The 23,951-nt window shown below is 36.5% G+C and carries 11 protein-coding genes and 2 pseudogenes; 4 read left to right on the forward strand and 9 right to left on the reverse strand.

Annotation, left to right across the window (positions count from 1 at the left end):
* Positions 1-167, reverse strand: a pseudogene (locus tag E0409_RS00005) (IS3 family transposase); the annotation flags it as partial.
* A gap of 488 nt (positions 168-655) precedes the next feature.
* Between E0409_RS00005 and E0409_RS16635 the strand changes: the two are divergent.
* Positions 656-1,031, forward strand: a pseudogene (locus tag E0409_RS16635) (IS66 family transposase); the annotation flags it as partial.
* 23 nt (positions 1,032-1,054) lie between these two features.
* On the opposite strand, the gene E0409_RS00010 reads toward E0409_RS16635, so the two are convergent.
* The 6 genes from E0409_RS00010 to E0409_RS00040 all read right to left on the reverse strand — a co-directional run bounded on the left by E0409_RS00010 (position 1,055) and on the right by E0409_RS00040 (position 18,900).
* The gene (locus E0409_RS00010) at positions 1,055-7,399 is read right to left on the reverse strand and encodes a DEAD/DEAH box helicase (protein ID WP_131286356.1); all 6,345 of its coding nucleotides are present in this window, start codon (positions 7,397-7,399) and stop codon (positions 1,055-1,057) included.
* A gap of 5 nt (positions 7,400-7,404) precedes the next feature.
* The gene (locus tag E0409_RS00015; RefSeq protein ID WP_131286358.1) at positions 7,405-10,701 is read right to left on the reverse strand and encodes an STY4851/ECs_5259 family protein; all 3,297 of its coding nucleotides are present in this window, start codon (positions 10,699-10,701) and stop codon (positions 7,405-7,407) included.
* Between the two features lie 101 nt (positions 10,702-10,802).
* Positions 10,803-14,066 carry a type I restriction endonuclease subunit R gene (locus E0409_RS00020; RefSeq protein WP_131286360.1) on the reverse strand — a complete coding sequence of 1,088 codons (3,264 nt, stop codon included), beginning with the start codon at positions 14,064-14,066 and terminating at the stop codon, positions 10,803-10,805.
* Between the two features lie 34 nt (positions 14,067-14,100).
* The gene (locus E0409_RS00025; RefSeq protein ID WP_131286362.1) at positions 14,101-15,018 is read right to left on the reverse strand and encodes an Abi family protein; all 918 of its coding nucleotides are present in this window, start codon (positions 15,016-15,018) and stop codon (positions 14,101-14,103) included.
* 187 nt (positions 15,019-15,205) lie between these two features.
* Positions 15,206-16,573 (reverse strand): restriction endonuclease subunit S, encoded by a 1,368-nt coding sequence (locus E0409_RS00035; protein ID WP_131286366.1) that lies wholly within the window; start codon positions 16,571-16,573, stop codon positions 15,206-15,208.
* Positions 16,573-18,900 (reverse strand): type I restriction-modification system subunit M, encoded by a 2,328-nt coding sequence (locus E0409_RS00040; RefSeq protein WP_131286368.1) that lies wholly within the window; start codon positions 18,898-18,900, stop codon positions 16,573-16,575. The genes E0409_RS00035 and E0409_RS00040 overlap by 1 nt, the downstream gene beginning before the upstream one ends.
* Before the next feature lie 119 nt (positions 18,901-19,019).
* Here E0409_RS00040 and E0409_RS00045 point away from each other — a divergent pair, with 119 nt between their 5' ends.
* The 3 genes from E0409_RS00045 to E0409_RS00055 all read left to right on the forward strand — a co-directional run bounded on the left by E0409_RS00045 (position 19,020) and on the right by E0409_RS00055 (position 20,615).
* Complete coding sequence (locus tag E0409_RS00045; RefSeq protein WP_131286370.1) at positions 19,020-19,313, forward strand: competence protein CoiA family protein; 294 nt, start codon at positions 19,020-19,022, stop codon at positions 19,311-19,313.
* Positions 19,314-19,599: 286 nt separating this feature from the next.
* Complete coding sequence (locus tag E0409_RS00050) at positions 19,600-19,974, forward strand: hypothetical protein (protein ID WP_131286372.1); 375 nt, start codon at positions 19,600-19,602, stop codon at positions 19,972-19,974.
* 395 nt (positions 19,975-20,369) lie between these two features.
* On the forward strand, positions 20,370-20,615 hold the full coding sequence (locus tag E0409_RS00055) for a hypothetical protein (protein WP_131286374.1): 246 nt from the start codon (positions 20,370-20,372) through the stop codon (positions 20,613-20,615).
* Between the two features lie 633 nt (positions 20,616-21,248).
* Here E0409_RS00055 and E0409_RS00060 read toward each other — a convergent pair.
* Together E0409_RS00060 and E0409_RS00065 are read right to left on the reverse strand one after the other, a co-directional pair.
* Complete coding sequence (locus E0409_RS00060; protein ID WP_131286376.1) at positions 21,249-22,508, reverse strand: acyl-CoA dehydrogenase family protein; 1,260 nt, start codon at positions 22,506-22,508, stop codon at positions 21,249-21,251.
* A gap of 4 nt (positions 22,509-22,512) precedes the next feature.
* Entirely contained in the window at positions 22,513-23,763 is a 1,251-nt protein-coding gene (locus E0409_RS00065; RefSeq protein WP_131286378.1) for an SfnB family sulfur acquisition oxidoreductase, read from the reverse strand.
* Between the last annotated feature and the right edge of the window lie 188 nt (positions 23,764-23,951).

A 23,951-nucleotide genomic window follows, 5' to 3' on the forward strand; every position in this document is an offset into this window, starting at 1 on the left:
GCTTGCGAGGAAGCTGAAATCAGTTGATTTTTCCAGTCGATAATTTGGTTTTGATGAACATCAAATTCAGCACTCAATTCAGCAAGTGTTTTTTCTGCTTTAATCGCAGCAAGTGCTACCTTAGCTTTAAAATCATTTGAATGATTTCTTCTTGGTCTACGTGCCATAAAATACTCCATATATTGATGTTTATAACATCATTTGGGGAGCAAAATATCACTTATAAGTGTTGTTCAAATTTCCTGATCCACCTCTTTTGAATGATTTATAGCAAATGGTGTCATCAAAGTTTTCCTAACGTTCATATTGTATGAAACATATCATTAGTTAAAAAAAATCTTTGTGGCTGGTTAAAAAAATGAAAAAATAATCAAAATCAGCTCAAATATTCATAAAATTTTATATATTTCACATCATTCATATGAAATGGATAGATACACTACAAATGTCGAATGGGCAAAAATCCACCTCACCGCCACTAAAAATTCACGGATCATAGGCGTAGCGGACAAATAACAGATTATTTCTTAAAGCAATCCCAGGATCACACGAAAAATAGTCGATGGTGAGATTTACCACTAGAATTCGGCAAGTGGAATACAGTCTTTAAATGGTATCGATACTAGTTGAAAGCATCGGCTAACCTATGATTTGACTCAACCAGCCCACATTAGCGGACTGGGTTGATCAATGCGGTGTGGAATTGGAGCCTCTGGCAGATGCTTTCAAACAGATCGTACTGCAACAATAGGTGATCCAGGCCGATGAAACTCTGATAACAGTAATCCAGATCGATGAAGAAAAGCCGAAAAAAGCTATGTTTGGGGCTATGCCACAACACAGTATAATCCGGTTCAGGAGGTCGTATACGACTTCCTACTCAGCCCGTGCTGGCCAGCATGCTTAAGTGTTTTCTTGAAAGGCTGGCACAGCCAGCCAGTCTGTGATGATTACAGTGGTTAAAGCACGTTTTACATCAGGCCAGGTCATTGAGGTTGGCTGCATGGCAGCATGTACGTCATAAATCCCATGTTCACCAAATGCTTCAATATATCTAATTTTTTGTTATATATAAATCAGTCGCAAAGTTCTCTCCATTTTTAACACTAATTTTTTGACTATTACCTTTCACCCAAAATACTTGCTTAACAATATCTTCAGCAAAAGGAAATTTCACTTTTTCCCTTAAATGCGGTTTATCATCAGCATGCTTTAATCTCCAATATCCAACTCCTTGATCCATTCTGACATATACCTCTTTACCAGATTTAAATTTCAATAAGAAATATCTAGCATGATCAATCTTATATTTTGGTATATCTAAATAGATCTTTTGAGATAAGAGATCTTCAAAATATCTGATAAAAAACTGTTCATGGTCACTATGATCTTGAAAGTCTGAATCCAAAAAGTCATTAGACTTAGAATTCGTAGGTAATGTTTTAGAAAAAAAACTCGTCTGTATTATGAATTTAACTCGACCTTCTAATAAATTTTTAAGATAATTAAATAAATTACTTATCAAAATAATATTTGCAGGAGACTTCAAATAACGATCAGAATATTTTACTTCAACAATAGGATCATCATTGATCAAATGATCGAGTTTAGCTATAGGAACAACTGTATTCCAAAAGTTTTGAGCAAATCCCGAAATAGATGCATCATTAAACTTATGTAATATTTTTAAATGATGATACTGATTTTCATATTGTTCTACTATATTAAAATCAAAACTAAAAGGCTGAATTTCTAAACTAGGATATATCATTGATTGATAGCTAGGACTTACACTCTCCAGCCAATTTTCATTAAATTCAAAGATACTATTATCCTGATTAAATAAAGAAATTATTTTATCTTCGAGTATTACTTGTGCGTATAAATAATCTAGACATATAGCACTATTTTTTACAGCAAATTTAATACCAACTTTCTCCAAAGCTAACATTTCTTTTTGAAAATCTAGTGTTAAATTAATATCAGAAGAAAGAACTATTTCCAAATTAATTTCATGATTTAATATAGTAAATATTTTCTTTCTAATTTCCGTACAAAGTATATCCCAATCTTTATTACTTCCATTTAAATTAAAGATAATATTTTTCGCACCCTGATTCAAATAGTATTCAATAATTGAAAATGGTGTTCCAGATATAAATTCAGTATTTGGTATAGGTGATTCTAAATATTTAAGAAAATCTTCTCCCAACCACTCTAATGCAAGTTTTCTATTTAAGTTTTCAACATCATGTCTAGTCTGACTATCTAATAAACATTGACCACAAATTGAAGAGCAAGTTTCATCATTACATTTTAGTTTTTCAATAAGTAATCTTAAGATTTCAGAAATAAACTTCGATGCGGTTGTTGAGAATCCTGCTCCCCCACTTAAATCATCATAGATTTGTAATACCAAAATGGCTTGCCCATCTAGTTTTTTAACCTTAACCGCATAACCAAGCTCATCAGTTGAAATGCCTAAAACACTTGCAATAGCTTGCCTTAAAGCAACAACTAAAGTAGTTGCAATAATTTTCCCATCTTCATTATTTAAAATATATTCATTTCTTACAGGATGCTTTAAAATAATTTCCAATACATCTGTTTGGATTTGGCATCCCAAATGGATATTAGGTTTTACATTACTAGAACCATTACAGTCATGTGGCTTTTTATATCGCTCCCCCTCTTTTTGAGCGTTCAGTGGCTTATGTGGACGATCAGGAGTTAAAGTATTTGGGTAAGATGGTTCACCATCCTGTTCTGCCTCCATAGAGTCTGCACGCCCACACTGCATACAGATCGCGTAACCTGTCCCATTTAAACCTGAACTATATTGAAATACATACCCATCAGTATCAATATTAAAATAGCCTAGATTAGCATTCGGCAGTGGCCAAGTTTCTACATTCTGAGATATACCCACCCAAGGTTTTTGAATTGGAATATATTTTTGTGCTGTTACATCATTATTTGGCTGATCATAAAAGTCCACACTAAACCCATTAGGTCTTAGTACTTTTTTAATATCTGTAATCTCTTTACCACATTCAGGATTACTACAAATTAAACTTTCATTTCCAGCGATCACTCCTTTTTTTAGACCTGTCTGGCCACAATGATGACAAACCCATGCATGGTCAAAACGTTGAGGCTTTTTGTCATGTTCATTTTGCATATTTTGCCAAGACAATGATATTCCTTTAGAAATATAAACTCGACCATCAATAATTACTTCTGCACCTGGCGCATATTCCCGGATGGCAATCGCAATATTTCGACTTGGCATGCCTTTAATACGTGTTAAATTATCTTCGCGATCTAATTGTTTTTCAAAATTTCTCCCTCTAACTTTCTTTGAAAGTTTTTCCCATCGCTCCTTCTCAATTCTGTTTGTATTATTAAATGTTATAACATCAGTAGGAAAACCATAACTTGGCAAGAAGTTACGCATTGCTAATTCAGAAAGTAAGTACGCTTTTAATAAAAGATCCCTTTCTTTTTCAAGTCGAAAAAGATAACTACTTGTAGAATTAACTGAATATTCCTTATTATATTCACTCTCAATAACTGTATATTCTTGTATCCACTCATCTTTAAGTTCACGAATTTTACTTAAACTTTCAGACAAAATCGTTTCATTATCAACATCTTTTAATGCAGTTCCTTGTTTTAAAAAATCTATTAAGTGTTGGTGTTTTTTAATAGCTACGCCTGTGAGCCATTTTTCAAAAAATTCACAAATAGAAGAATCTTTACCATCTTCCTTTAAATAGAACCATTTCAAATCTAATTTAGGACGATCAATATTTGTATCACCAATTTCTTCTATTAGGAACGTAGATAATAATTGGGCATTTATATGACGCTGAATTAAACGACCTGAATTAAAACTCACATGTGGTGCTTGAATTGGTGTGGTATAAGCCCATAAAGAGTTATTAAACACCTGTAAATCATGCGGATTGTTTTTACAAAGCGTATATGAAATCGCACGAGATTGACTGCCACGCCCTGCTCGTCCAGTGCGCTGTAAATAGTTGGCTGGATGCGGTGGAACATTATTCATCACTACTGTTGATATCCCCCCGATATCAACCCCCATTTCCATAGTAGTTGAGCAATTTAAAACATTCACTTTACCCGCTTTAAAATAGGTTTCATATTGCTTAAGCAGACTTGCTGATTGCTGTGCTGAATGTTCCGCTGTTCGATAAAAGAAACCTCCCAATACAGCACTATCAGATAAATCAGTCCATAAGTTTAAAGAACGTAGCAATTGAAGATCTGGATCTTCTTTTAATTCATTGAAGTTTTGTAAACTATATGTCCATAATTTTGGAAATGCCAAAGATTTAGTTAGATATCTTTCTTTATTTTTTGGCAATGACCTTGGTAGGTATGGAGTAAGTCCTTTAAAGGTAGTATCCATTAATCGATGTGTAATTGGACACAAGAAAACTTTATCCATCAAGCTAAACGTAAATTTTTCTTTTCTTAGATGATAACGGTTATTCCCATCATCCGTTAAAAACTCTGTAGTTAATACTTTCCAAGCTTTTTTAAGCCAGTCATCAGCTATATTTTTATGCTGTTTTAAACTAAGATCTAAATTTGCACCTAATACTAAAAGCTTTACTAAACGATGATTAGGTGTTTCTGATGCAAGTGGCCATACTAAAATACTATTATTTTTAGAACCATCTTTATTCTTTTCAATTTTACCTCTAAGTTCAAAACTGACTACATGTTTTGGTCTTACAGGACCACCCATCCATTGCTTCCATTCATCGGCAAGATCTATAACAGTATTTTCACGAATATAAAAATCTAAAATAACTTTTATGAAGTTCTGCCAATCTTGAATAGTTAAGCCACTTTCTTTCCAATGATTTGGTAAATCATTTTGCTCATTTAAGCCTTTATAACTGACTTTTACTAAGCCTAATGTTTCTAAACTATTAGCATTTTTGGGTCTGCGAGAAAACTCTCTTGTGAGCAACATCTGTGCTAATCTAATTGAACCCTTATCTTCAAAAACTGAACCCGCAATATGTCTATTTGCTAATAAAATTCCATTTTTAAAATCGAAATCTTTGGCTAATAAAGTATATAAGTCTTCCCAAGTTACTTCTATAAGATTAGATTTATTATTCGTAATTTTTAAATCATCAATTTCTTTTTGCCAGAGATCAATCATTATCTGATTATTCTGATCCATAGCTACTTTTAATTTTTCTCTTAAAAATTTTAGACTTGGATCTTCATTTTGATTTTGGAATGTATCTTTTGTTTTTTCAATTAAACTGGTAACAACAGCTCCGCGTAAACGTGACCGTTCCGCTTCTTGTTGCATCTTCACAGACAATCGTGCTGTACCTTGACGGCTATCTGTAAATGTAATTAAACGTTTACCCTTAGCTGGCATATCCAAAGGCGTACAGCCCTTCAATTCTTTGAATTCACCTTCAACAAATTCTGGATCACTAAAGTTTTTAACAGCTTCATCGATTTCATCTTGCTCAATATCAGGACAATATTGCAAAAGATGTGGCACTACTTGCGTTATATAATAAGGTGCACCAAGAATTGCGCGATTAAAAGGTAAATCAAACTTTGATCCTTCTGCACCACATTCAGCATTACTACATGGAACAGGATCATTCCATTTTTCAGGTTCAAAGTAATGCACATCCACATTATTTTTAGATTTTTCTCGTAATTTTAGGCTATCTAAATTTAATTCATCATGACGATACCCCTTATCTTTATTTTCATTTACTGAAAAAACAAGTAATCGATTTTTTATTGACTGATTATATTCAACATCTTGTTCCTCATCTTTATCAAGTAATAATGAAAATTCATCAGCAATTTCAACACTCCATTGCTTTAAGACATCGCCTTGTTTTAACGAGCCTAATAAATGGGGTTCTTTACATCCTCGACAGAATGTTAATTCTAAAACAGGTGAACCACAGTCACATTTTTCTTGATGCGTTGCATATACTTGACCAAATCCCCAGTTTTTTAAATCATCTGATTTCGATGTGCATTTTGAATTTATGCAGCTCCAAAGTCCATGTGTCACACGTTGATAATAATTGATACGAACTTTTAAAAATGCTTGTTCTTTAGCATAACATTTTGTATATGTTAATAAATCAATCCAATCCAAAACCTCCATTTCAGAGATTTTATATCCTAATTTGTTAGTTATTCTTACAAGTTTATCCAATGACAATGCACGATGAGACGTAATATTTTCTCTTAATGTTAAGGCGATAGGATGTCCGCATAACAAATTATAACGCTCCTCAGAAACCTCACTGTCACGGTCAATTTGAATAATTTCTTCTAAGGATAAATAGTTATGCTCTACTGTTGGCAGTATTGGAACTTCTCGCTGGCCTCCAAGAACCAAAATATTATCTTTACTTTGCCCAGATATTTCTGACAAAAACTGTTTTAATTTGTCTTCAGCATCTTTACCTGCAATAGTTGCGGATGTCGCCACAAAACGTACATCTTGGGCTGTCACACCGAAAGCATGTAAAACTCGGCGTAACTGAAGTGCCAACTCGGCAGCCTGGGAACCCATATAGCTATGGGCCTCATCTAGGACAATCCAACGCAACTTACCCTTCGATTTCTGTAAAATAGGTGCATCAGTCTGACGTACCATCATATATTCCAGCATAGTGCCATTCGTTACTAGAATAGGTGCTGGATTCAAACGAAGTTCTTCGCGTGTTAGGACCTGATTTGGGCGCTGTTTTTGTTCTTCAGATACTTGAGATTTATATTCCTTAGTATTGCCATTATATAAACAATAGCGGATTGCATCTTTACGATCAAAATTACGTGTCCAAGCATCTAAACGTTCTTGTTGGGAATTAATTAAAGCATTTAATGGGTATAAAAATAATGCATGTACACCTGTTAAAGATTGTTCATTTTGAAGAAACTCTTCATATAAGTCATTTAAAATAGGCACCATAAAGCACTCTGTTTTACCCGAACCAGTACCTGATGTGACCACAATAGATTTTTTATCTTCTAATAATGATTTCCAGCTTTTCAATTGATGAGTATAAGGTTGATAACTTCGATTAAACCTATATGCTCCATTACCCTCATTATCAAGAACATCAATTAGTTTTTTATTTAGTAAATTCCCACCTAATTCATTTAAAGTTGGCTCTGCTTTTTGCCAGGCAAACATCTGTTCTATAATAGGTGACGATAAAAAGGATTGTTGTTCCCCAGCGAACTGTGACATCTGTACACCTAATACTTTCCTTAATTCAGGATGTGTAATACCAAGTATACTTAAAGTTGCTTCTTTATTTTTTTGAATGCTTTCTTGAGTTAGTGGTTTGAAATACTGATACATAAAATTCACTTCGTTTCTAAAATTAAATACTTAACAACTGAACTAAAGATAAAATTAAACCATTGTTCATCAAACAATATAATCTGCTTAATATGTAGAATTTCCTTAGGATTAATCTCAAATTTAGAATTTTTAACTACGTTGAGATATGCTAAACAAAAGGGAAAATACACAACATCTTTATTCCACTGACTTGCTAAATTAATCTTAAAAGGTAGCTGTTGTATACTAGAAAAATATTCCCATCTATTTATGGATAGGTCATTAGGCCATTCACCATTTTCAGTATCTGCTTTATGTCTGTGCAATAGATGTTGATATTCACAATTTTCCTTTCCACCCAAGTTTTTTCCTTCAAATATATAATTCTGTAAAAAATCTAGTCGACCTAAAGGACCAAATTCTTTAGTGCCATTCAGATAAAACTCATGAAAACTCTCATCTAATAAAGGAGTGATTTTTTTCATGTTATTCAGGAGCTTTCTTGCTTTATTTTTGCCATAATAACCATCATCATCTGCTATTTTTGTCCAACTGTGAATTAGCTGATCTATAGCATTATTCCATGATGAAATCGGGATTAAATACCATAAAACAGATAATTCAGTTTCAAAACGTCTCAATATTTCTAATGGCAAATCTAATTTAAATACTGTAATGGCAAGTGCATCAAAATTACGAGCTAAACTTTTTAAAACCTCAAAAGTATTCAATGGCAAATATTCATAATTATCAAATATTGCCTGAACATAGCTCCAAAGCTCTTCATTACCATCAAAATTTAAATTTTGTACATACTGATCGATAGACTCTGTATTTTGACCAAAATTGCGAATTGATTTTGTTAAACCTTCCACCTGAATATCTTGAACATAATCAAATTTAGGAATGAGTTTAGGTCTAAAAAGTGTTGTGCCTTTTGCTGGTATCAATAAATAAGGTGCCAAACTCATATCAAGTTCAGGTAATTGAAAAGATTTTCCTCCTTCCCAAAAATTACCAAGTATTAAATCTTGAGCTTCCAATTGAGGTTGAATCAAAGACATGAATTGTGGCTTTAAAGCAATGTTACTTTGCTGTATTGTTCTTTCTGGATCATAATAAGCATCGAGAAGTTTCCCCCAACTCAGTTGTCTCCCATAATGTTTAATATTCCATGTAGATTTCATTTCATGATTGTAAATTGTACATATGACATAGCTATCTAGATCATCTGACAAACTCAGGATACCCTTAATTTCTTCTATAAAATCATATAAATTAATAAAAGAAATGCCCTGTTTTACTTTAATTTTAGCTCTGTAAAAGGGAGGATTTTTTTTAGATTTTAACAAAACTTCAAAGCAAAACGTCGTTGGTCGTTCATATGAATAAACTATAAGCTCAGTGCTGATTAAATCACTTATAACAAACTCTTTTGACTTCATTTCGCCATGGTCATTTACTAACTTTATCCCTCTAGCAGGAAATGGAACACTTAATAAAAATTCTCCACCAAATTTAAAGGTAATTTTTAGCTTTAATTCCAATGGTACTTCAAGACATCTGATGGAGCATTTATAGATTAAGCCTGAATTAGATATATTTAACAGCGTATCAGGATTCAATACTTCTATTTGGATTTGAGCATCTGAAGTAATACATATTTCAGCCTCTTCCAATTTATACCCTGCTTTAGTTTCAACTTTAAAACTAGGAGGTAAAATAATTACTTGTTTTTTTAATAAGTTTTCACCATTTAAATTTTTTAGGGTGAGCATCTGCTTACCTAATATCAAATGCAGAGGTACTGATTCTAGATCCTGTTGTCCTAGATAAAGCTTATCTCCATAGTTTCTTAGAACAGGTTTTCCTGTAAAAGCCATGGATGGGGTGGTCTTTAATTGACTTAAATTATGTGCTCTAAATAATAATTGCTCAAATTCCGTCTTATCATGACCACATTTTACTTCAATGCTATCACCATCCTGAGTCAGAATATGTTGTAAACCATTAATCTTATAAAGATTAAAATTCTGAAATCCCCCCACTTGTTGAGGGTGGTCTTCTGAATTTGTTAGATCGAAAGAAGCGTCTATAGGTAAACTCAGCAAAATTTCAGTCTCTTGAGTCTTAAATGCCCCTTGTGCTATATATTTAGGTTGTTTAGCTATAGTGAAACCAATAGGTAAAGTATCAAAATCAAGTGCTGTATGCTCAAGTTCAATATGATCAATAGTTAATCCATCGATTTCTAAACAGAGATATAACTTCTCTGTATAAACTTTACGACGGATTTCACTAGAGAATCCTCTATTAATTTCTGCAACAATTTTCTTATCTTGATGTGAAAGATATCCTACACATAGAAATTGACTTCTTCCCTGCCAACCTTCTTTTACAACTAATTGCCCACGTGTTTTAAATAATTCAAAGTCTTGATCTACCTTAAAATTCAATTCCTGTGGTAAATGAATCGCCGTAAATAAGTGTTGAAAATTTTCTGTGAAGTAATTAATACATTTCTGAGACTGACGAAACTCTTTATGCTTCGTCACCTCTACAGAAGCTGATTCAAACAAATTCCTCAAGAACTTATCGACAATCTCTTTATCATCATCAATCGGTAAAGGAAATTCATTTCTCCAATACTTAGATTTTTGATCTAAAACAACGATTGGATCTTTATGTTTATCTAGATCAAATTCTTCAACTTTTTCTATAATAAGTTTTACAATCTCAATCACAAGTTCTAGTGTTTCATCATATTCAAAAGCTTGTGGTAGGCTTTTTAACTCTTGTTGAATAACATCTCTTAACTCATATGGTGCAGATTTATTTTCTAAATATAATGAAATAACTTTTTGAAATATTGAAATATATTTATTACCATCATCTTTTAATAAGCGAGATGGGAAGCCCCCTTCCTTAAAAATAGAACCTAAATAGTTATTTGCTTTCGTATATTTAACTAAGGGTCGTTTCCAAAAGTTAAGACCTTTCGTAACGAGATCATTACGGGTATTAACTGGCATCTCAATCACCCATAATGAGTTTAAAATGGGCTCCCAAGTCCACCCTTCTTTATATTCACGTCTAAACCACTCAGCGACATAAATAGTAAATAGACTAGCCCAGCTATTACTGACTCTGTTTAAATTTTGATTTTTAAACGTGTCTCTTAGGACTTGCTGAATTTGTTTGAACTCTAAATAAGATATTTGATACTTGTATAATGCTTTACCATGTGGGCAAATCATCCCTCTTTTTTCAAGTAATTTTTCTAAACATTTTTCAGAATTTAAAATTGTAATAGTAACCATGTAAAGCTCTAATTAATTTTTTAAGTGGGACTCTTCTTCTCAATAGCTTAAATAAAAGCATCTACCAATATGTGTACTGATATTTGCTATTTACCATTAACTTAGAAGGTTTTGTTTTCCTTACTCACCAACACATCATAAATAATGTGCGCAAACTGCCTCATCTTTGCAGGATCGCTCATGAGCTGTGTCATTTGCTCAGTATGGGCATCATTGCTATCCAATACGGCGTCATCAAGCGCCGTATCAAACTCACCGAGCATCGCCTGTTCACGCGTGTTGTTCTGAATCTGCTTCATCATCCGTGTGTTCTCAGACATCTTATCTGCTACGGTATGAACATAATTAATCATGTCTTTATCCGTCAGCTTATCCGTGATAAAGATCTCATTCACACGGCTTAAAATCACCGACAGGAAGTCTTCCTTCTTGTCTTTCGCCTTGGCTGTACCCAAGTCATTCCCAGGTTCAAGTTTATGCTCAGTACTGTCTGCTTTAAGCTGAATATCCTGCTGACGAAGCTTAGACAAGCGGTAATGGCTCATCGCGACATTACTCAGATCAATCTCATCTTCATCTGCTGCTTGTTCACGCAGCATTGGGCGTAAGTTACGCGCAAAAAGACTGAGCTTCTCAAGTTCTTGATCATCATATTCCACGATTTGAGACATAAATTCATAGAAACGGGTGAAACTGCCTAAATCCTTTTTGAAGATTTCCAGAGCATCACGGGCTTTTTTCGCTTCAGCAAATTCGTTTTCAGCATTGGCAATCAATACAGGCTCACCTGTTCGCTTGGTAATCTCTAAACGGTTCTTGGTGACATCATAATCATTGATGGCTTGTTTATAACGATGCTGCCAGCGTTGTAAAGCGGGCTTACAGATGTTTGCGAGGGCTGCACTGGATTTATTTTTGCTGTAGAAGGCCTCAACGAACTGTTCTACCTCAGTCCAGAGGAAAATGCCTGAGGCTTTCAGCTTTTCAAACAGGTCATAAACCTGATCGGGATTGGATACATCCGCCAGTTCTGCCGTTTGATAATACGGCTGGAAAGCATCGAGAATGTCTTGTGGATCGTTAAAGAAATCGAGCACAAAGGTGCCTGTTTCAGATTTCGCAGGATAGGTCCGGTTTAAACGCGATAAGGTCTGTACGCATTCCACACCACCCAATTTCTTATCGACATACATTGCACAGAGTTTCGGCTGGTCAAAGCCGGTCTGGAACTTATTCGCCACAATCATCACCTGAAAGTCATCGCTATCAAATGCCTTACGCATCTCACGACCTTTCAGATTCGGGTTCATATTGCTTTCAGTAAATTTCTGACCTAACAGATGGCTACTGTCTGCATCATTGGCATTAAATTCTACATCGCCTGAGAATGCCACCATGGCTTGAATGTTGGCATACTTTTGTTCGGCAATGTATTTATCAAATGCCTGTTTATAACGCACCGCTTCTTTACGAGAACTGGTCACCACCATGGCTTTGGCTTGTCCACCGAGTAAGCCCATTATATTCTTCTTGAAATGCTCAATAATGATATGCACTTTTTGCGAGATATTATGATCGTGTAAGCGTACCCACTGATTCAGCTTGGTCTTGGCTTTCTTGGCATCGACCTGAGCATCTTTTTCTTCGATCTTCTGCTTGAGCTTATAGATGACTTTATAGTTGGTGTAATTCTTCAGCACATCCAGAATAAAGCCTTCTTCAATCGCTTGGCGCATGGAATAGACATGGTATGCCACAGGAATATTGGTTTTAGACGGCGGCATGCTTGGATCGGGCAAGCGTCCAAACAGTTGCAAGGTTTTATCCTTTGGGGTTGCGGTAAAGGCATAGAAGCTTAGGTTTGCACTGCCCTTACGTGATGCCATCACCGCATCGAGTACATCTTCCGAAGAAAGCTGTTCATCTTCATCACGCTCTTCAATCATCAGGGTTTCTTTGAGCTGACGCGCCGTGGAACCACTCTGAGATGAATGAGCTTCATCGGCAATGACGGCGTATTTACGTTCTTTTAAACTGGTGCTGTTCTCAATCGCTCGCAAGACAAATGGGAAAGTCTGAATGGTGACGATGATAATCGGCTGCGCCATTTCCAAGGCTTTGGCCAGTTTCTCGGATTTTGAGCCATCACCTTCTTTATTGTTAATCCGTCCTACCACGCCGTCGGCATGTTCAAACTGGTAGATGGTATCTTGTAGCTGTGCATCCAGAATGGTTCGGTCTGTGACCACAATTACAGAATCAAACATCTTTTTATTGTTGGCATCATACAGACTGGATAGTTGATGCGCCGTCCATGCAATCGAGTTGGATTTACCCGAACCGGCACTGTGCTGAATCAGGTATTTTTGCCCTGTACCTTCTGCCAATGAATCTTGAACCAAGTTATTCACCACTTTCCATTGGTGATAACGGGGGAAGATCAGGCTTTCTTTTTTATATTTGCGCCCTTCCCAGTCTTCCTTTTCTTCAATCTGTAAATGAATGAAGTTACCCAAAATATTCAGCAAGCTATCCGGGGTTAAGACTTCATTCCATAAATAGCCTGTGGCGTATTCATTGACATCTTCAGGCACATCATTGCCTGCACCCTGTTCTTTGGTGCCTTTGTTAAATGGCAGGAAGTAGGTGCTGTCACCACTCAAATGCGTCGCCATGTAGACTTCATACTGACTGACCGCAAAATGCACCAATGCCCCGCGTTTAAACATCAGCAAGGGTTCAGGCTTATTGGTTTCAGGGTCTTTGGGCAATCGGGTTTTTCTGTACTGTGTCATGGCATTTTGCACAGCTTGCTTAAACTCTGACTTAAGTTCCATGGTTGCCACAGGAAAGCCATTGATAAACAGAGTCAGATCGATGCGCCATTTTTTGGCTTGTTTGCCTGTTGCCTCTAGTTCGGCTTTGCTGGCGTATGGGCTATACACCAGTTCAGGCACCACACGGCAGATGTTTTGCTGATAGCGTTGATTCAGTTCAGGGTTTAAGCCATGCTCAGGTTTAAACTGGCAAAATGAGAAACGTACCCCACGGGTACGAATACCATGCCGTAATACGCCCAATGTGCCATAGCTGCGAGATTCGACATCGGTAGCATTGATGTCAGCTTTTTTAAGCTGAGCCACGACCGTATCTAAAAAATGGCGTTCGGTATCATTGGGAAAGATGTTTTTAAGTTTCTGCCACTCGACCTGTTGGGTCTTTTGGACAAAGTCGAGTACATCTTGCTCATACAGGGCTTTTTCACGGTTATAGCCTATACCTGAACCAACAAGCCAACCATGGCTTTGCATTTGCGCAATAATATCTTTCTGGAAGATAGTTTCTAAAGTTGCATCCGATCTCATGTTTCCCCTACCCCTAAATACCCAAATTTCTTTATTACTGTTCTATTTGCCAAACTGGATAGCTTTGCCAATCTTCAGGGAATCCCATCGCTGTTTTTGATATGTTGTGATGTGTCAAAAGCAGATCAACCAGACGTTTACGCCATGTATGCTGCGGGGCGATTTTGTCCATAAAATAGAGTAGAAATACCAGACTGTTATAAACTTTTCGATCTGCTGCGTTGGTATTTTCAAAATTGCATTGCACCCGAAGCCCCATCGGCTTACTGCGCGGCTTGGCAATGGTTTTGGTAAATTTGCGGTTCCATAGTCTTGAATGATGTGCACAGGTATTTCTTAAGTAGACAAAATGCTGTAATAAGCCTTCAAACTGTTTTTCATCGCAATCAAAATGACTGGAAATGGCTTTACGTGTCTGAATCGGTGCCAAGAGTTGATACCATTTGGACAGTTGCCCAAAACTCATGACTTCGCAGGTTGCCCAAATCGGTGGTAATTCAGGATCATCATAAGTACGTTTATAGTGTTCTATAAAGACTTCATCTGCCCGGGACACTTCAGTTTTCAGTGATTCAAGTAAGCTGTGCCATCTAAAGGCGGGTTTAAAGTACTGACCTTGCAGATAGGCGTGACAACCATGCCGATGTGCCAATTCATAGGCAAAACGGGTACGAACGGCAACTTCCAGGCGTTCTATGGCATCCAGGATAAGTAACCTTAATTCACGATCAAATACATACAACGCTAACACCTGTTCAAAACTGGTATCTGGTTTAAAGCAATGCGGTGAATGGGTGTATTCAAACGGAAGCCAGTAGGCGCCTAAGCGATAATAATTGATTTGCTCTAGGTAAAATTGTGCATCTTGCTCATTGGCAAATTGCATGCCTCGCGCTTTTAATAGCTCAATTTGTTCAGCAAAGGTTTTGGCAGGCTTGTTAAAAGATTTCATAGATGGCTTGCCCTGATTGTTATATTTTTTAGGGCTCCAGAAACAAGTAACCCGACAGTTTGAGGATGCAATTGCTTGCCTAGCCTTGTCGGGTGTTGTTGAGCATATAGTGAATCATTGCAATTATTTATGCAATGATTTTTTGTATCTGCTTGATTCCACACTTGTTTGAGGCAACTGAGAATATTCATGCGCTAAACTCCGTTTTAGCCTCATTGGGGTGTTGCCAGTTGCTGACATTGATTTTGCCTGTCACCGCAGAGGAAATAAGGGCTGTACGGCGTTCTTGCATCAGTTGAATGGCTGATTCGGCTTTATTAATTAAAGTATTGAACTTTTCAATATTACCCATGATGAAATGAATAATTTTATTTTGTTCTTCTACGCTTGGAACAGAAATAGATATCTGCTTAGTTTTTTCTTGGTTAATAATACCTATAGTAGAAGAATTCGATAATTGCTTGATTTGCTCCAATTGACTCATTAAAGAGAATGTTAGAAATTCAGGATTTATAAGCTTATTACAAGTCAAAACATTAATTTGTTGATTACACGAAAAATCTCTATCACTGATAGCAACTTTACCTAAAGTTGCTCCAATTCCAATCATTAAAACTGACTTCCCTTCATACAATTTACTATCCCCATCTTCTACTGATGAGAATGTGACATATTTGGAAGAATCAACAATTTTAAGATCTCCAGAAAAATCCCCAGGAGTAAACCAATTAATTTCAGGCACTTCAGCAAATGAACTTTGATTTTTAGGTGTTCCTCCTGTCCCAACATATTTAGTTAAATATTTAATAGGTAAAACGTTCCAATGCTCAGGCACTTGCCCTAACCATTCCACGCCTGAATCTTTCATTGCTACATCAGGATTTAAACCCTTTGTCACCGCATGGCTAATCACCGATTGACGTTTTTCTTTCAGCAGCTCAATCAGCTTTTTTTGTTTGGCAATCAAGCTGTCAATTTTTGCAGTTTCATGGTCGAGGAAGTCAGCAATATTTAATGCATCATTGAAAGCAGGAAATGGAATCGGAAAACTATTAATGTTCTCCTGTGTCATTGTAGGCATTCCACTGCCCGTATTGCTTATGTCGATTACTGCTTTATATAAAGTTGATTGAAATAAGTAATACAAGAATCTTGGTTCTAATTTAATTTTCTTGAGAAGAGCCATTTGAGGATTAATCGTCATTGGCTCTTTTTTTTCTAAAATAATTGTTGACTTACCATAAGTAGAACCAGTTTTTACCAACAAGATATCATTGAGTTCAACCATGATTTCTGGTGACTCACAATACTTTTTCCAACTTAAATATGTCTTTTTGTCTAAAGAAAACTGATCACCTAAAATATTAGATGGACTTAAGACTAAAGCTCCTTCACCTTCATCCACGATATCGTCAACGGTATATCCTCTGAAACCTATACGTCCAAAAATATCAGCTATATATTTTAATCTTGAAATACTCCAAGATTTAGGAATCTCACCTAACCATTCATTGCCCGAATCTTTATATTCAGCATATTTCTGATACTTCGCCATTAAGAATGCACCTCTTGCAGAAGTGCCATAATTTCACGGCTGACCGCATCCAAATCCGTATCAATCTCGCTTAAATCACGTGGCGGTTCATATACATAAAAGTGACGGTTAAACGGAATCTCATAACCGACAATACCAATTTCAGCATCCTGCGCATCACGCTTATCGGCATTAATCCACGCATCAGGCACATGCGGTTGCACTTCACGCTTAAAGTAAGACTCGATTAAATCGGTGGTGCTTTGGCTTGGGTCAAGGGCAATGTTTTCCGCATCACGTAAATCACCATCCTGCACAAACTCAACCACTTTGCCTTTATAGCTAAACTGACCATATAGCGGATTTTCTGCGCCTTTCACCACTTTGTTCACAACTGGCTCAGCATCAGCATTTTTCCAGGTAATGGCATCAATAAATTGCTTCTTCTCTTTGCTTTCAAGTTTCACATTGGCATCTTTTAAAGCTTGCTTGAGTACATCATCAAAGGCATTAAAATCATCACATTGCGCTGTACCAATCTTGGCTTGCAGGCTTTCGGCTTTACGCATCAATGAACGCTGTTCTAACCACAGTTTTGGCTCAAGCACTGTCTTGATATCTTTTTCTTTCAGCTCGCTAAATTCCGCTTTAATCAGCGCACGGATTTCCACCTCAAACTCATCAAGCTGACCATAGCTGTCTTCTGTCCAAGTCTTACCGTATTGCTCATAGACCTTTTGCATCACGGCATTAAATGGCTTCGGTGCAAAACGTAACGATGCCACGGCGTCATCACTTACCTGAGCTGATAAACGCAATGGACGCTCAATGGTCACACGGCGGTAGCCAAACTCGTAGCTGTTAAAGATTTTACTAGAAAAGGTTTTAGCAGCTTCATTTTTAGGATTAGCCGATTGACGACCACGATTAGACTTAACCTCTGCGGGTTTATCCAGTTCACGTGCATCCGTCACTTCAAAGTCACCATAACTGCGGGTAATCATCGCAATATCATCTTCGCTCATTTCATTACGTTTAGAGCCAAGAGACTTACGCATTTTGCTGTACAGGTTACTACCATCAATCAGCTGTACTTTGCCCTTACGTTGAGTCTCTTTTTTATTGCTGAGTACCCAAACATAAGTCGCAATACCGGTGTTATAGAACATATCGGTGGGTAGCGCGATAATGGCTTCCAACAAATCTGCTTCTAAAATATAACGGCGGATTTCACTTTCACCACTGCCCGCACTGCCTGTAAACAATGGCGAACCATTCAAGATAATACCAATACGACTGCCTTGCGCCGTGGTGTCGTCTTTATTGCGCATCTTGCTAATCAGATGCATCAGGAACAGCAAAGATCCATCCGATACACGCGGCAAGCCTGCACCAAAACGACCTTCAAAGCCTTTTTGCTCATGCTCGTCTTTGATGTCCGATTCGATCTTTTTCCAGTCCACCCCAAATGGTGGGTTCGACAGCATGTAGTCAAACTTCTCATAGGCCAACTGGTCATTGGACAGCGTATTGCCGAGTTTGATGTTACGCACGTCCTGACCTTTAATCAGCATATCCGCTTTACAGATCGCATAAGACTCTGGGTTTAACTCCTGACCAAAAACGCGCATCACCGCATCAGGATTATGCTCATAGACATATTCCGAACCTGAGGATAAAAATCCACCCGTACCCGCCGTCGGATCGTAAATTGTGCGGATGATACCGTCACCATTCAGCACGTCATCATCCTTGCTGAATACCAGACCCGTGGTTAAACGAACGATGTCACGCGGGGTAAAGTGTTCCCCTGCAGTTTCATTTGAACCTTCGGCAAAACGGCGGATCAGCTCCTCAAACACCAAGCCCATTTCATGGTTAGATATATTTTTTGGACTGAGATCAATTTTAGGGTCTGAAAAATATTGAACGACTTTGTAAAGCAAGTTGGCATCATCCAGGAGACCAGTAAATTCATCGAACTTGAAGTGTTCAAAGATTTCACGTGCATCTTTGGAGAAGTTTTGAATATAAGTATTGAGGTTTGAACGAATGTCTTTTTGACCCAGGCTGCCTAAATCCAGCTCTGAGGTATTAAAAAATGACAGGCCATTGGTTGCCTTCAGCAGCATCTTCTCTTTGGCTTCTTCTGGCAGTGGCATGAGTTTCACTTTTTCATTGGCTGCCAATACATCTGCCTTACTGGCTTCAAGTACACACTCTAAACGGCGCAACAGCGTAAATGGGAGAATGACACGACCATATTGCGATTGTTTGAAGTCACCACGCAGTAAATCTGCCACCGACCAAATGAAAGCTGCTACTTGTGAAAAGTTATTATTTGTCATTAAAAAATACCGCTGGCCCTAAGGCTATAAAACTTGAAATTTATAGTTTCATTGTGCCTGATTTACAATGGATTTTACTAGCCTTAGAATGGGACAAAAGACGATAATTTAGTATAACAATGGGCTTTCTCAGTATTATTGAAAATAAACAAATCTACAGTTTCACGCTCAATGACGAGCAATGGAAAAGATTAAAAGATAAATATAAAAATCTCAGCATGTTTATGCCATGTTGCCAGACACGCGCTATTCCCAAGAAAAATAAACTGGGAACACAATTTTTTGCGCATCATCCATCCAGCAGCTGTGATTTTAATTCAGGTGAAAGCCGTGAACATCAATTATGTAAATATCTCATCTTAAAATACTTACATGAGAATGGATGGGATGTGATTCCTGAATATCGTGGGTAAACGCCAACAGATGAAACATGGATCGCTGATATTTATGCTGAGAAAAATAAAGCAAAAATAACCATAGAAATAATGGGATGTATTAGACTATCAAAGCTATGAACTTCCTGTATTTTCGCTTTGGCTGAATAAAGAAACTTATCAATTAACTGCAAGTGGATCTTTCAATAAGTGGGACTCGGGTGATTTAGTTGAAATAGAGTTTATTCATTTCTTTAAAAAACTCATGACGGGCGCCGTGCAATAGTCTGTAAAGCCTAATTCGAGCAGATTTTTACAATTGACAATGAATACAATCCAGTGTTGGAAATGTAAACAGACCACCAACACCATTATGGAAATCAATTACTTTATTCATCATGGAGAAAAACTCACAAAAATATACCGCCTGGACATTGAAGATTTGTCTCAACCGCATACCGAAGTTTTAAACAGTCCTGAATTACTCCAAAAATATCAATACGGATTTATTATTAAACGGTTTAGTAAAATACGGGGTGAAGCATATTTATCAAATGGCTGTTTTCATTGTGATGCATTGCAAGGAGCATTTTTCTCTTACCACGAACGAGACACTCAAAATATGATTTATAGTGAATCTATAGAAGTAAAGTTGGATCATGAAACAGAGATTGATGGGCTTTGGTACTATTTAAAATAATATGGTTTTTTATTTTAAATAAGTTGAGTGCCTAGAAATAGGCAAATCTTTTATGAGCTAAAAAAGTACATATTTTGATTACTTTGTCGAGTAACAACGCTTACTTTTCAACCACTTTGTCGAGTAACAGTGCTTATACTTTAACCGCTTTGTCGAGTAACAATGCTTATGTTTTAACCGCTTTGTCGAGTAACAAAAATAATTTCATAAAATCCTACGGTGAGTAACAGTAGTCTTGCATATTTTTTATGCACCTCTTGAAAATTCAATCATGATTGTCGCTTAACTAAAAGTTTTCTGTCTTTCGTATTTTTTCTGAGCTTTCAGAGACTTAACATGGTGCAATTTCAAGCAATAAATATTAAAGTTTTATTTTAATTACTTGAGACTTTAAAATGAAAAATGATCTTCTTATTAATCCTGAAATTAAACAAATTGGATATTCCCTAATTTTAGATTTAAATATTCAAAACGAGTATGGTTTAAGTAAACTTCTATCTGTCAATCACTGCCATAGAAATCATGATGCGCTCTTAATATGGCTAGATCGAATTTTAGAAGAGAGTGATAAGAAATTAACAAAACAGGAGATTATAAATAAACTTTTTGAAAAAATACCAGAATCAATGATGAACCATTAAAACAGGATTTAATCCTATTTTTTTATAACTTTCTATTACATCTTTCGTACATTGTTCTAAATTTAAACTAATAAAAATTTTAAATTCTTTATCTGTTAAAATATTTTTTATTTTTAAATAGTCGTTAAATTTAGCTCTTCTTTTTCAATATAATATAAGGCTGATATTACTAGTCCTACCTTCGTCAATGAATGCTGTAGTATTTTTTATTATCTGTATGATAAAATGTTATTTCTATCTCCGCAGACATAGATCACTCTAGAATATCCACTTGTCCAAAAGACTTTATTTAACGGTACTTGAGTATTTAATTGTAAACGATTTTCAGATTGGTCACCTTGGTATATTCAAGTATTCTGCGTTTTAAACGCTTAGCTTAAAAATAATTAAAATATCGTTACTTATCTAATTATTATAAATATAAAACACTGTAATAGCCCTCTTGTAAAAGTATGCTTTTACCTAATTTTTGAATTAGCTAAAACCTTATAAAATATAGCTTGTGGCTGTTTAAATTTCGACTAATGCAAGGTCTAATAATTCGCTCAATTCAAGATAAAACGAAGCCAAATACATAACATAATTGGCTTCGGAGAAAATAAATAGATTCGTTTTTATTATTTTAAGATGGCGTCATGCAATTTTATTTTGATTGTGTTTCTCTACCTTGGGACTTGCACCAATCTGCCAAACGTAAGGTAAATCTGTTTGATTGACCTCCCAGTCTCCAATGACTTTTTCTTTATAGATAAGTGGATTATGAGAAGAAACGACACGGGCATTACGCCAGAAACGATCTAATGATTTTGCACTGGTACTTGCAGAGGCACCTAAGCTATTAAATAATGCACTGGTTAAATCTAACACTAGATTAGAAATGACCACTTGCCCTTGTGAAGATTGCAATTCAGCAATATGATTCGCTTTTTGATCACGTACTTCGTTGGCTTCAAAGTGAGTGGCATATGCATCATCTAAAGCATCAGCCACAGCAAGTGCAATGGTTTTAGCTGAAAATGCTTGCGCGGAAGCTCGACCGATCACTTGAAGTATTTGTGGATCATGTCGAACTAAATCCGCATTACCATGACTAAAAATACGATCACGCTTGCGCACTTCAGCAGTAAAGACTTCCACAGCATTTTGTGCAATACCTGCCAAAGTCGCTAAATGGAATTCTTGATAAAATGCAGTTTGATATTTAAAACGATCTGCAAAAAGTAAAATATGATCACGTTCAATCGCAACATCTTTTAGGGTTAATGTTCCACTACCCGTGGTTCTTTGACCAAATCCATCCCAATCGTCTTGAATATGTACACCAGCCTCACGCGTAGACACAGCGGCAATTACGTGTTGATTGGTTGTTTCATCTAAAGCAAACAGATCAATCCAATCTGCAAAAATGGTTCCTGTCGAATAAAACTTCTGACCATTCACGAGCAACTGACCAGTTTGATTTTGAGTTACACGGGTAATGACATCACCAATTTTGACTTGACCAATTTCAGTCCACGCATTGCCAACTAAATCTCCCGCAACAAAACGTTTAAACCAATGAAACTGAGATTGGTCTCGGTGCGCAATTAAACGATCTTCGACGAAGGCAAAGTGCCCACGCAACGCTTGGACAATATTTGAATCTACAGCTGCTAATTCAATGAGCAACTGAAAGAGCTGATGTTGTGAAAAACCTACGCCACCGTATTCCACAGGCACACGCAATGCACCGAATCCTGCCTGTTTTAACCATTGAATTTCTTCGAATGGCAAACGTCTATGCTGTTCACGATCCAACGTAGTAGCTGCGATTTTTTCAAAAATTGGACGATATTTTGCAGCAATACTTTCATAGTCAGCCACAGCTAAAGATATTTGATTTGTTTTGGTCATTTTGTTAGCTCCAGGCATGACGTGGTAAAGCAATGTCATTTAAATAGTAATTTCCCACCAAATTTAATTTCCAACGTACTGGATCATGTAAGGTATGGGTTCGCGCATTACGCCAATAGCGGTCTAAATTCAGCTCAGACAATGTAGAACGAGTCCCTGCCAATTCGAAAAGTTTATTGGCCGCTAAAATCGCAATCTCCGTGGTTAAAACTTTTGCTTCAGCGACCAGCAAGGTGGCTTCAGACACATTTTCTTCTGTAGCATCTAATAAAGCCTTATCAATTGCAGCACCAGCTAAATCTAAAACAGCTTCGGCTGCACGTAATTTGATTTTGAGCTCACCAATATTTGCAATGGTGTAAGGATCTTCTGTCGCTTTGTTTAAACCAGAATCAATCCAAGGGCGTGTATATTGACGGACATAGTCAATGGTTTCTTGTATCGCACCACGCGCAATCCCTGCATCTACGGCAGCTTGGATAAATTGTGAGATTGCACCTGCCGCAGTTGGTCGCTCAAATGCTTTATGAATCGGGACAATATATTTTAAATCGACTTGGACATCGTCTAATTGAACAGAGCCACTTGCTGTTGTTCTTTGGCCGAACCCACTCCAATCATTTACGATTGTTAAACCTGGTGTGTGCTGTGGTACGAGTGCGGCATATGGAAGTCCATCGTGATCAACAGCCACTACTGGTACCCAATGTGCTAACAATGCACCAGTCGCAAAGAATTTTTGACCATTAATCACCGCGTGATTTTCTTTAAATTCGATACGTGTGGTTAAGTCCGCCACTGTTTTCGAATTCTTTTCAGAAAAGGCATTACCAAAACGGTGACCATTCAGAATTTGCTCAAAGAAAAATTGTTTTTGTTCTTCTGTTGCATCTAGACGAACATGCTCGATAAAAGCCCAATGGTTTTGTGCAATTTGCCCGAGCGATGAATCGACGCTTGAAATAATTTTAACGACTTCTGCCAAAGTCTTATAACTCACCTCCGCACCGCCATATCGTTTTGGAATATTAATACCCCATAAGCCCGACTGTGAATAAGCTTGAATTTCTTTTAATGGGAGGCGTCGCTCATGGTCACGAATGGCTGCTTCAACTTTAAACGATTCAGCTAGCTGTTTTGCAATCTCAATTGCTTCTTGATCTGAGCCAATACGGTGTGCTAGTTGATTCAGGTGATAAAAATCAAATGGAATATTCTTCGCATCATTTAACTGAATTTCTATTTTGGTCGTCATTTATATTCTTCCAACATAATTTATGAATTTAAACTAGCATTAAAAAACTAAATCAATGAAATCAAATAAAATGGAAAGCTTTTTATATTTTTAAATATCCAATCACCAATAAAATTTTAAGTGAAATAATTATTCATTTTTTATATATAGATTTTAAAGATATGCTGTTTACTTTACCTATAAAAATG

It is taken from the genome of Acinetobacter sp. ANC 4862 (genome assembly GCF_004336635.1).
Lineage (GTDB): Bacteria > Pseudomonadota > Gammaproteobacteria > Pseudomonadales > Moraxellaceae > Acinetobacter.

Bases quoted from the DNA above. Each gene is read 5' to 3' on its own strand.
- E0409_RS00010 (WP_131286356.1), bottom strand. From the start codon at position 7,399: ATGTATCAGTATTTCAAACCACTAACTCAAGAAAGCATTCAAAAAAAT.
- E0409_RS00015 (WP_131286358.1), bottom strand. From the start codon at position 10,701: ATGGTTACTATTACAATTTTAAATTCTGAAAAATGTTTAGAAAAATTA.
- E0409_RS00020 (WP_131286360.1), bottom strand. From the start codon at position 14,066: ATGAGATCGGATGCAACTTTAGAAACTATCTTCCAGAAAGATATTATT.
- E0409_RS00025 (WP_131286362.1), bottom strand. From the start codon at position 15,018: ATGAAATCTTTTAACAAGCCTGCCAAAACCTTTGCTGAACAAATTGAG.
- E0409_RS00035 (WP_131286366.1), bottom strand. From the start codon at position 16,573: ATGGCGAAGTATCAGAAATATGCTGAATATAAAGATTCGGGCAATGAA.
- E0409_RS00040 (WP_131286368.1), bottom strand. From the start codon at position 18,900: ATGACAAATAATAACTTTTCACAAGTAGCAGCTTTCATTTGGTCGGTG.
- E0409_RS00045 (WP_131286370.1), top strand. From the start codon at position 19,020: ATGGGCTTTCTCAGTATTATTGAAAATAAACAAATCTACAGTTTCACG.
- E0409_RS00050 (WP_131286372.1), top strand. From the start codon at position 19,600: ATGAATACAATCCAGTGTTGGAAATGTAAACAGACCACCAACACCATT.
- E0409_RS00055 (WP_131286374.1), top strand. From the start codon at position 20,370: ATGAAAAATGATCTTCTTATTAATCCTGAAATTAAACAAATTGGATAT.
- E0409_RS00060 (WP_131286376.1), bottom strand. From the start codon at position 22,508: ATGACCAAAACAAATCAAATATCTTTAGCTGTGGCTGACTATGAAAGT.
- E0409_RS00065 (WP_131286378.1), bottom strand. From the start codon at position 23,763: ATGACGACCAAAATAGAAATTCAGTTAAATGATGCGAAGAATATTCCA.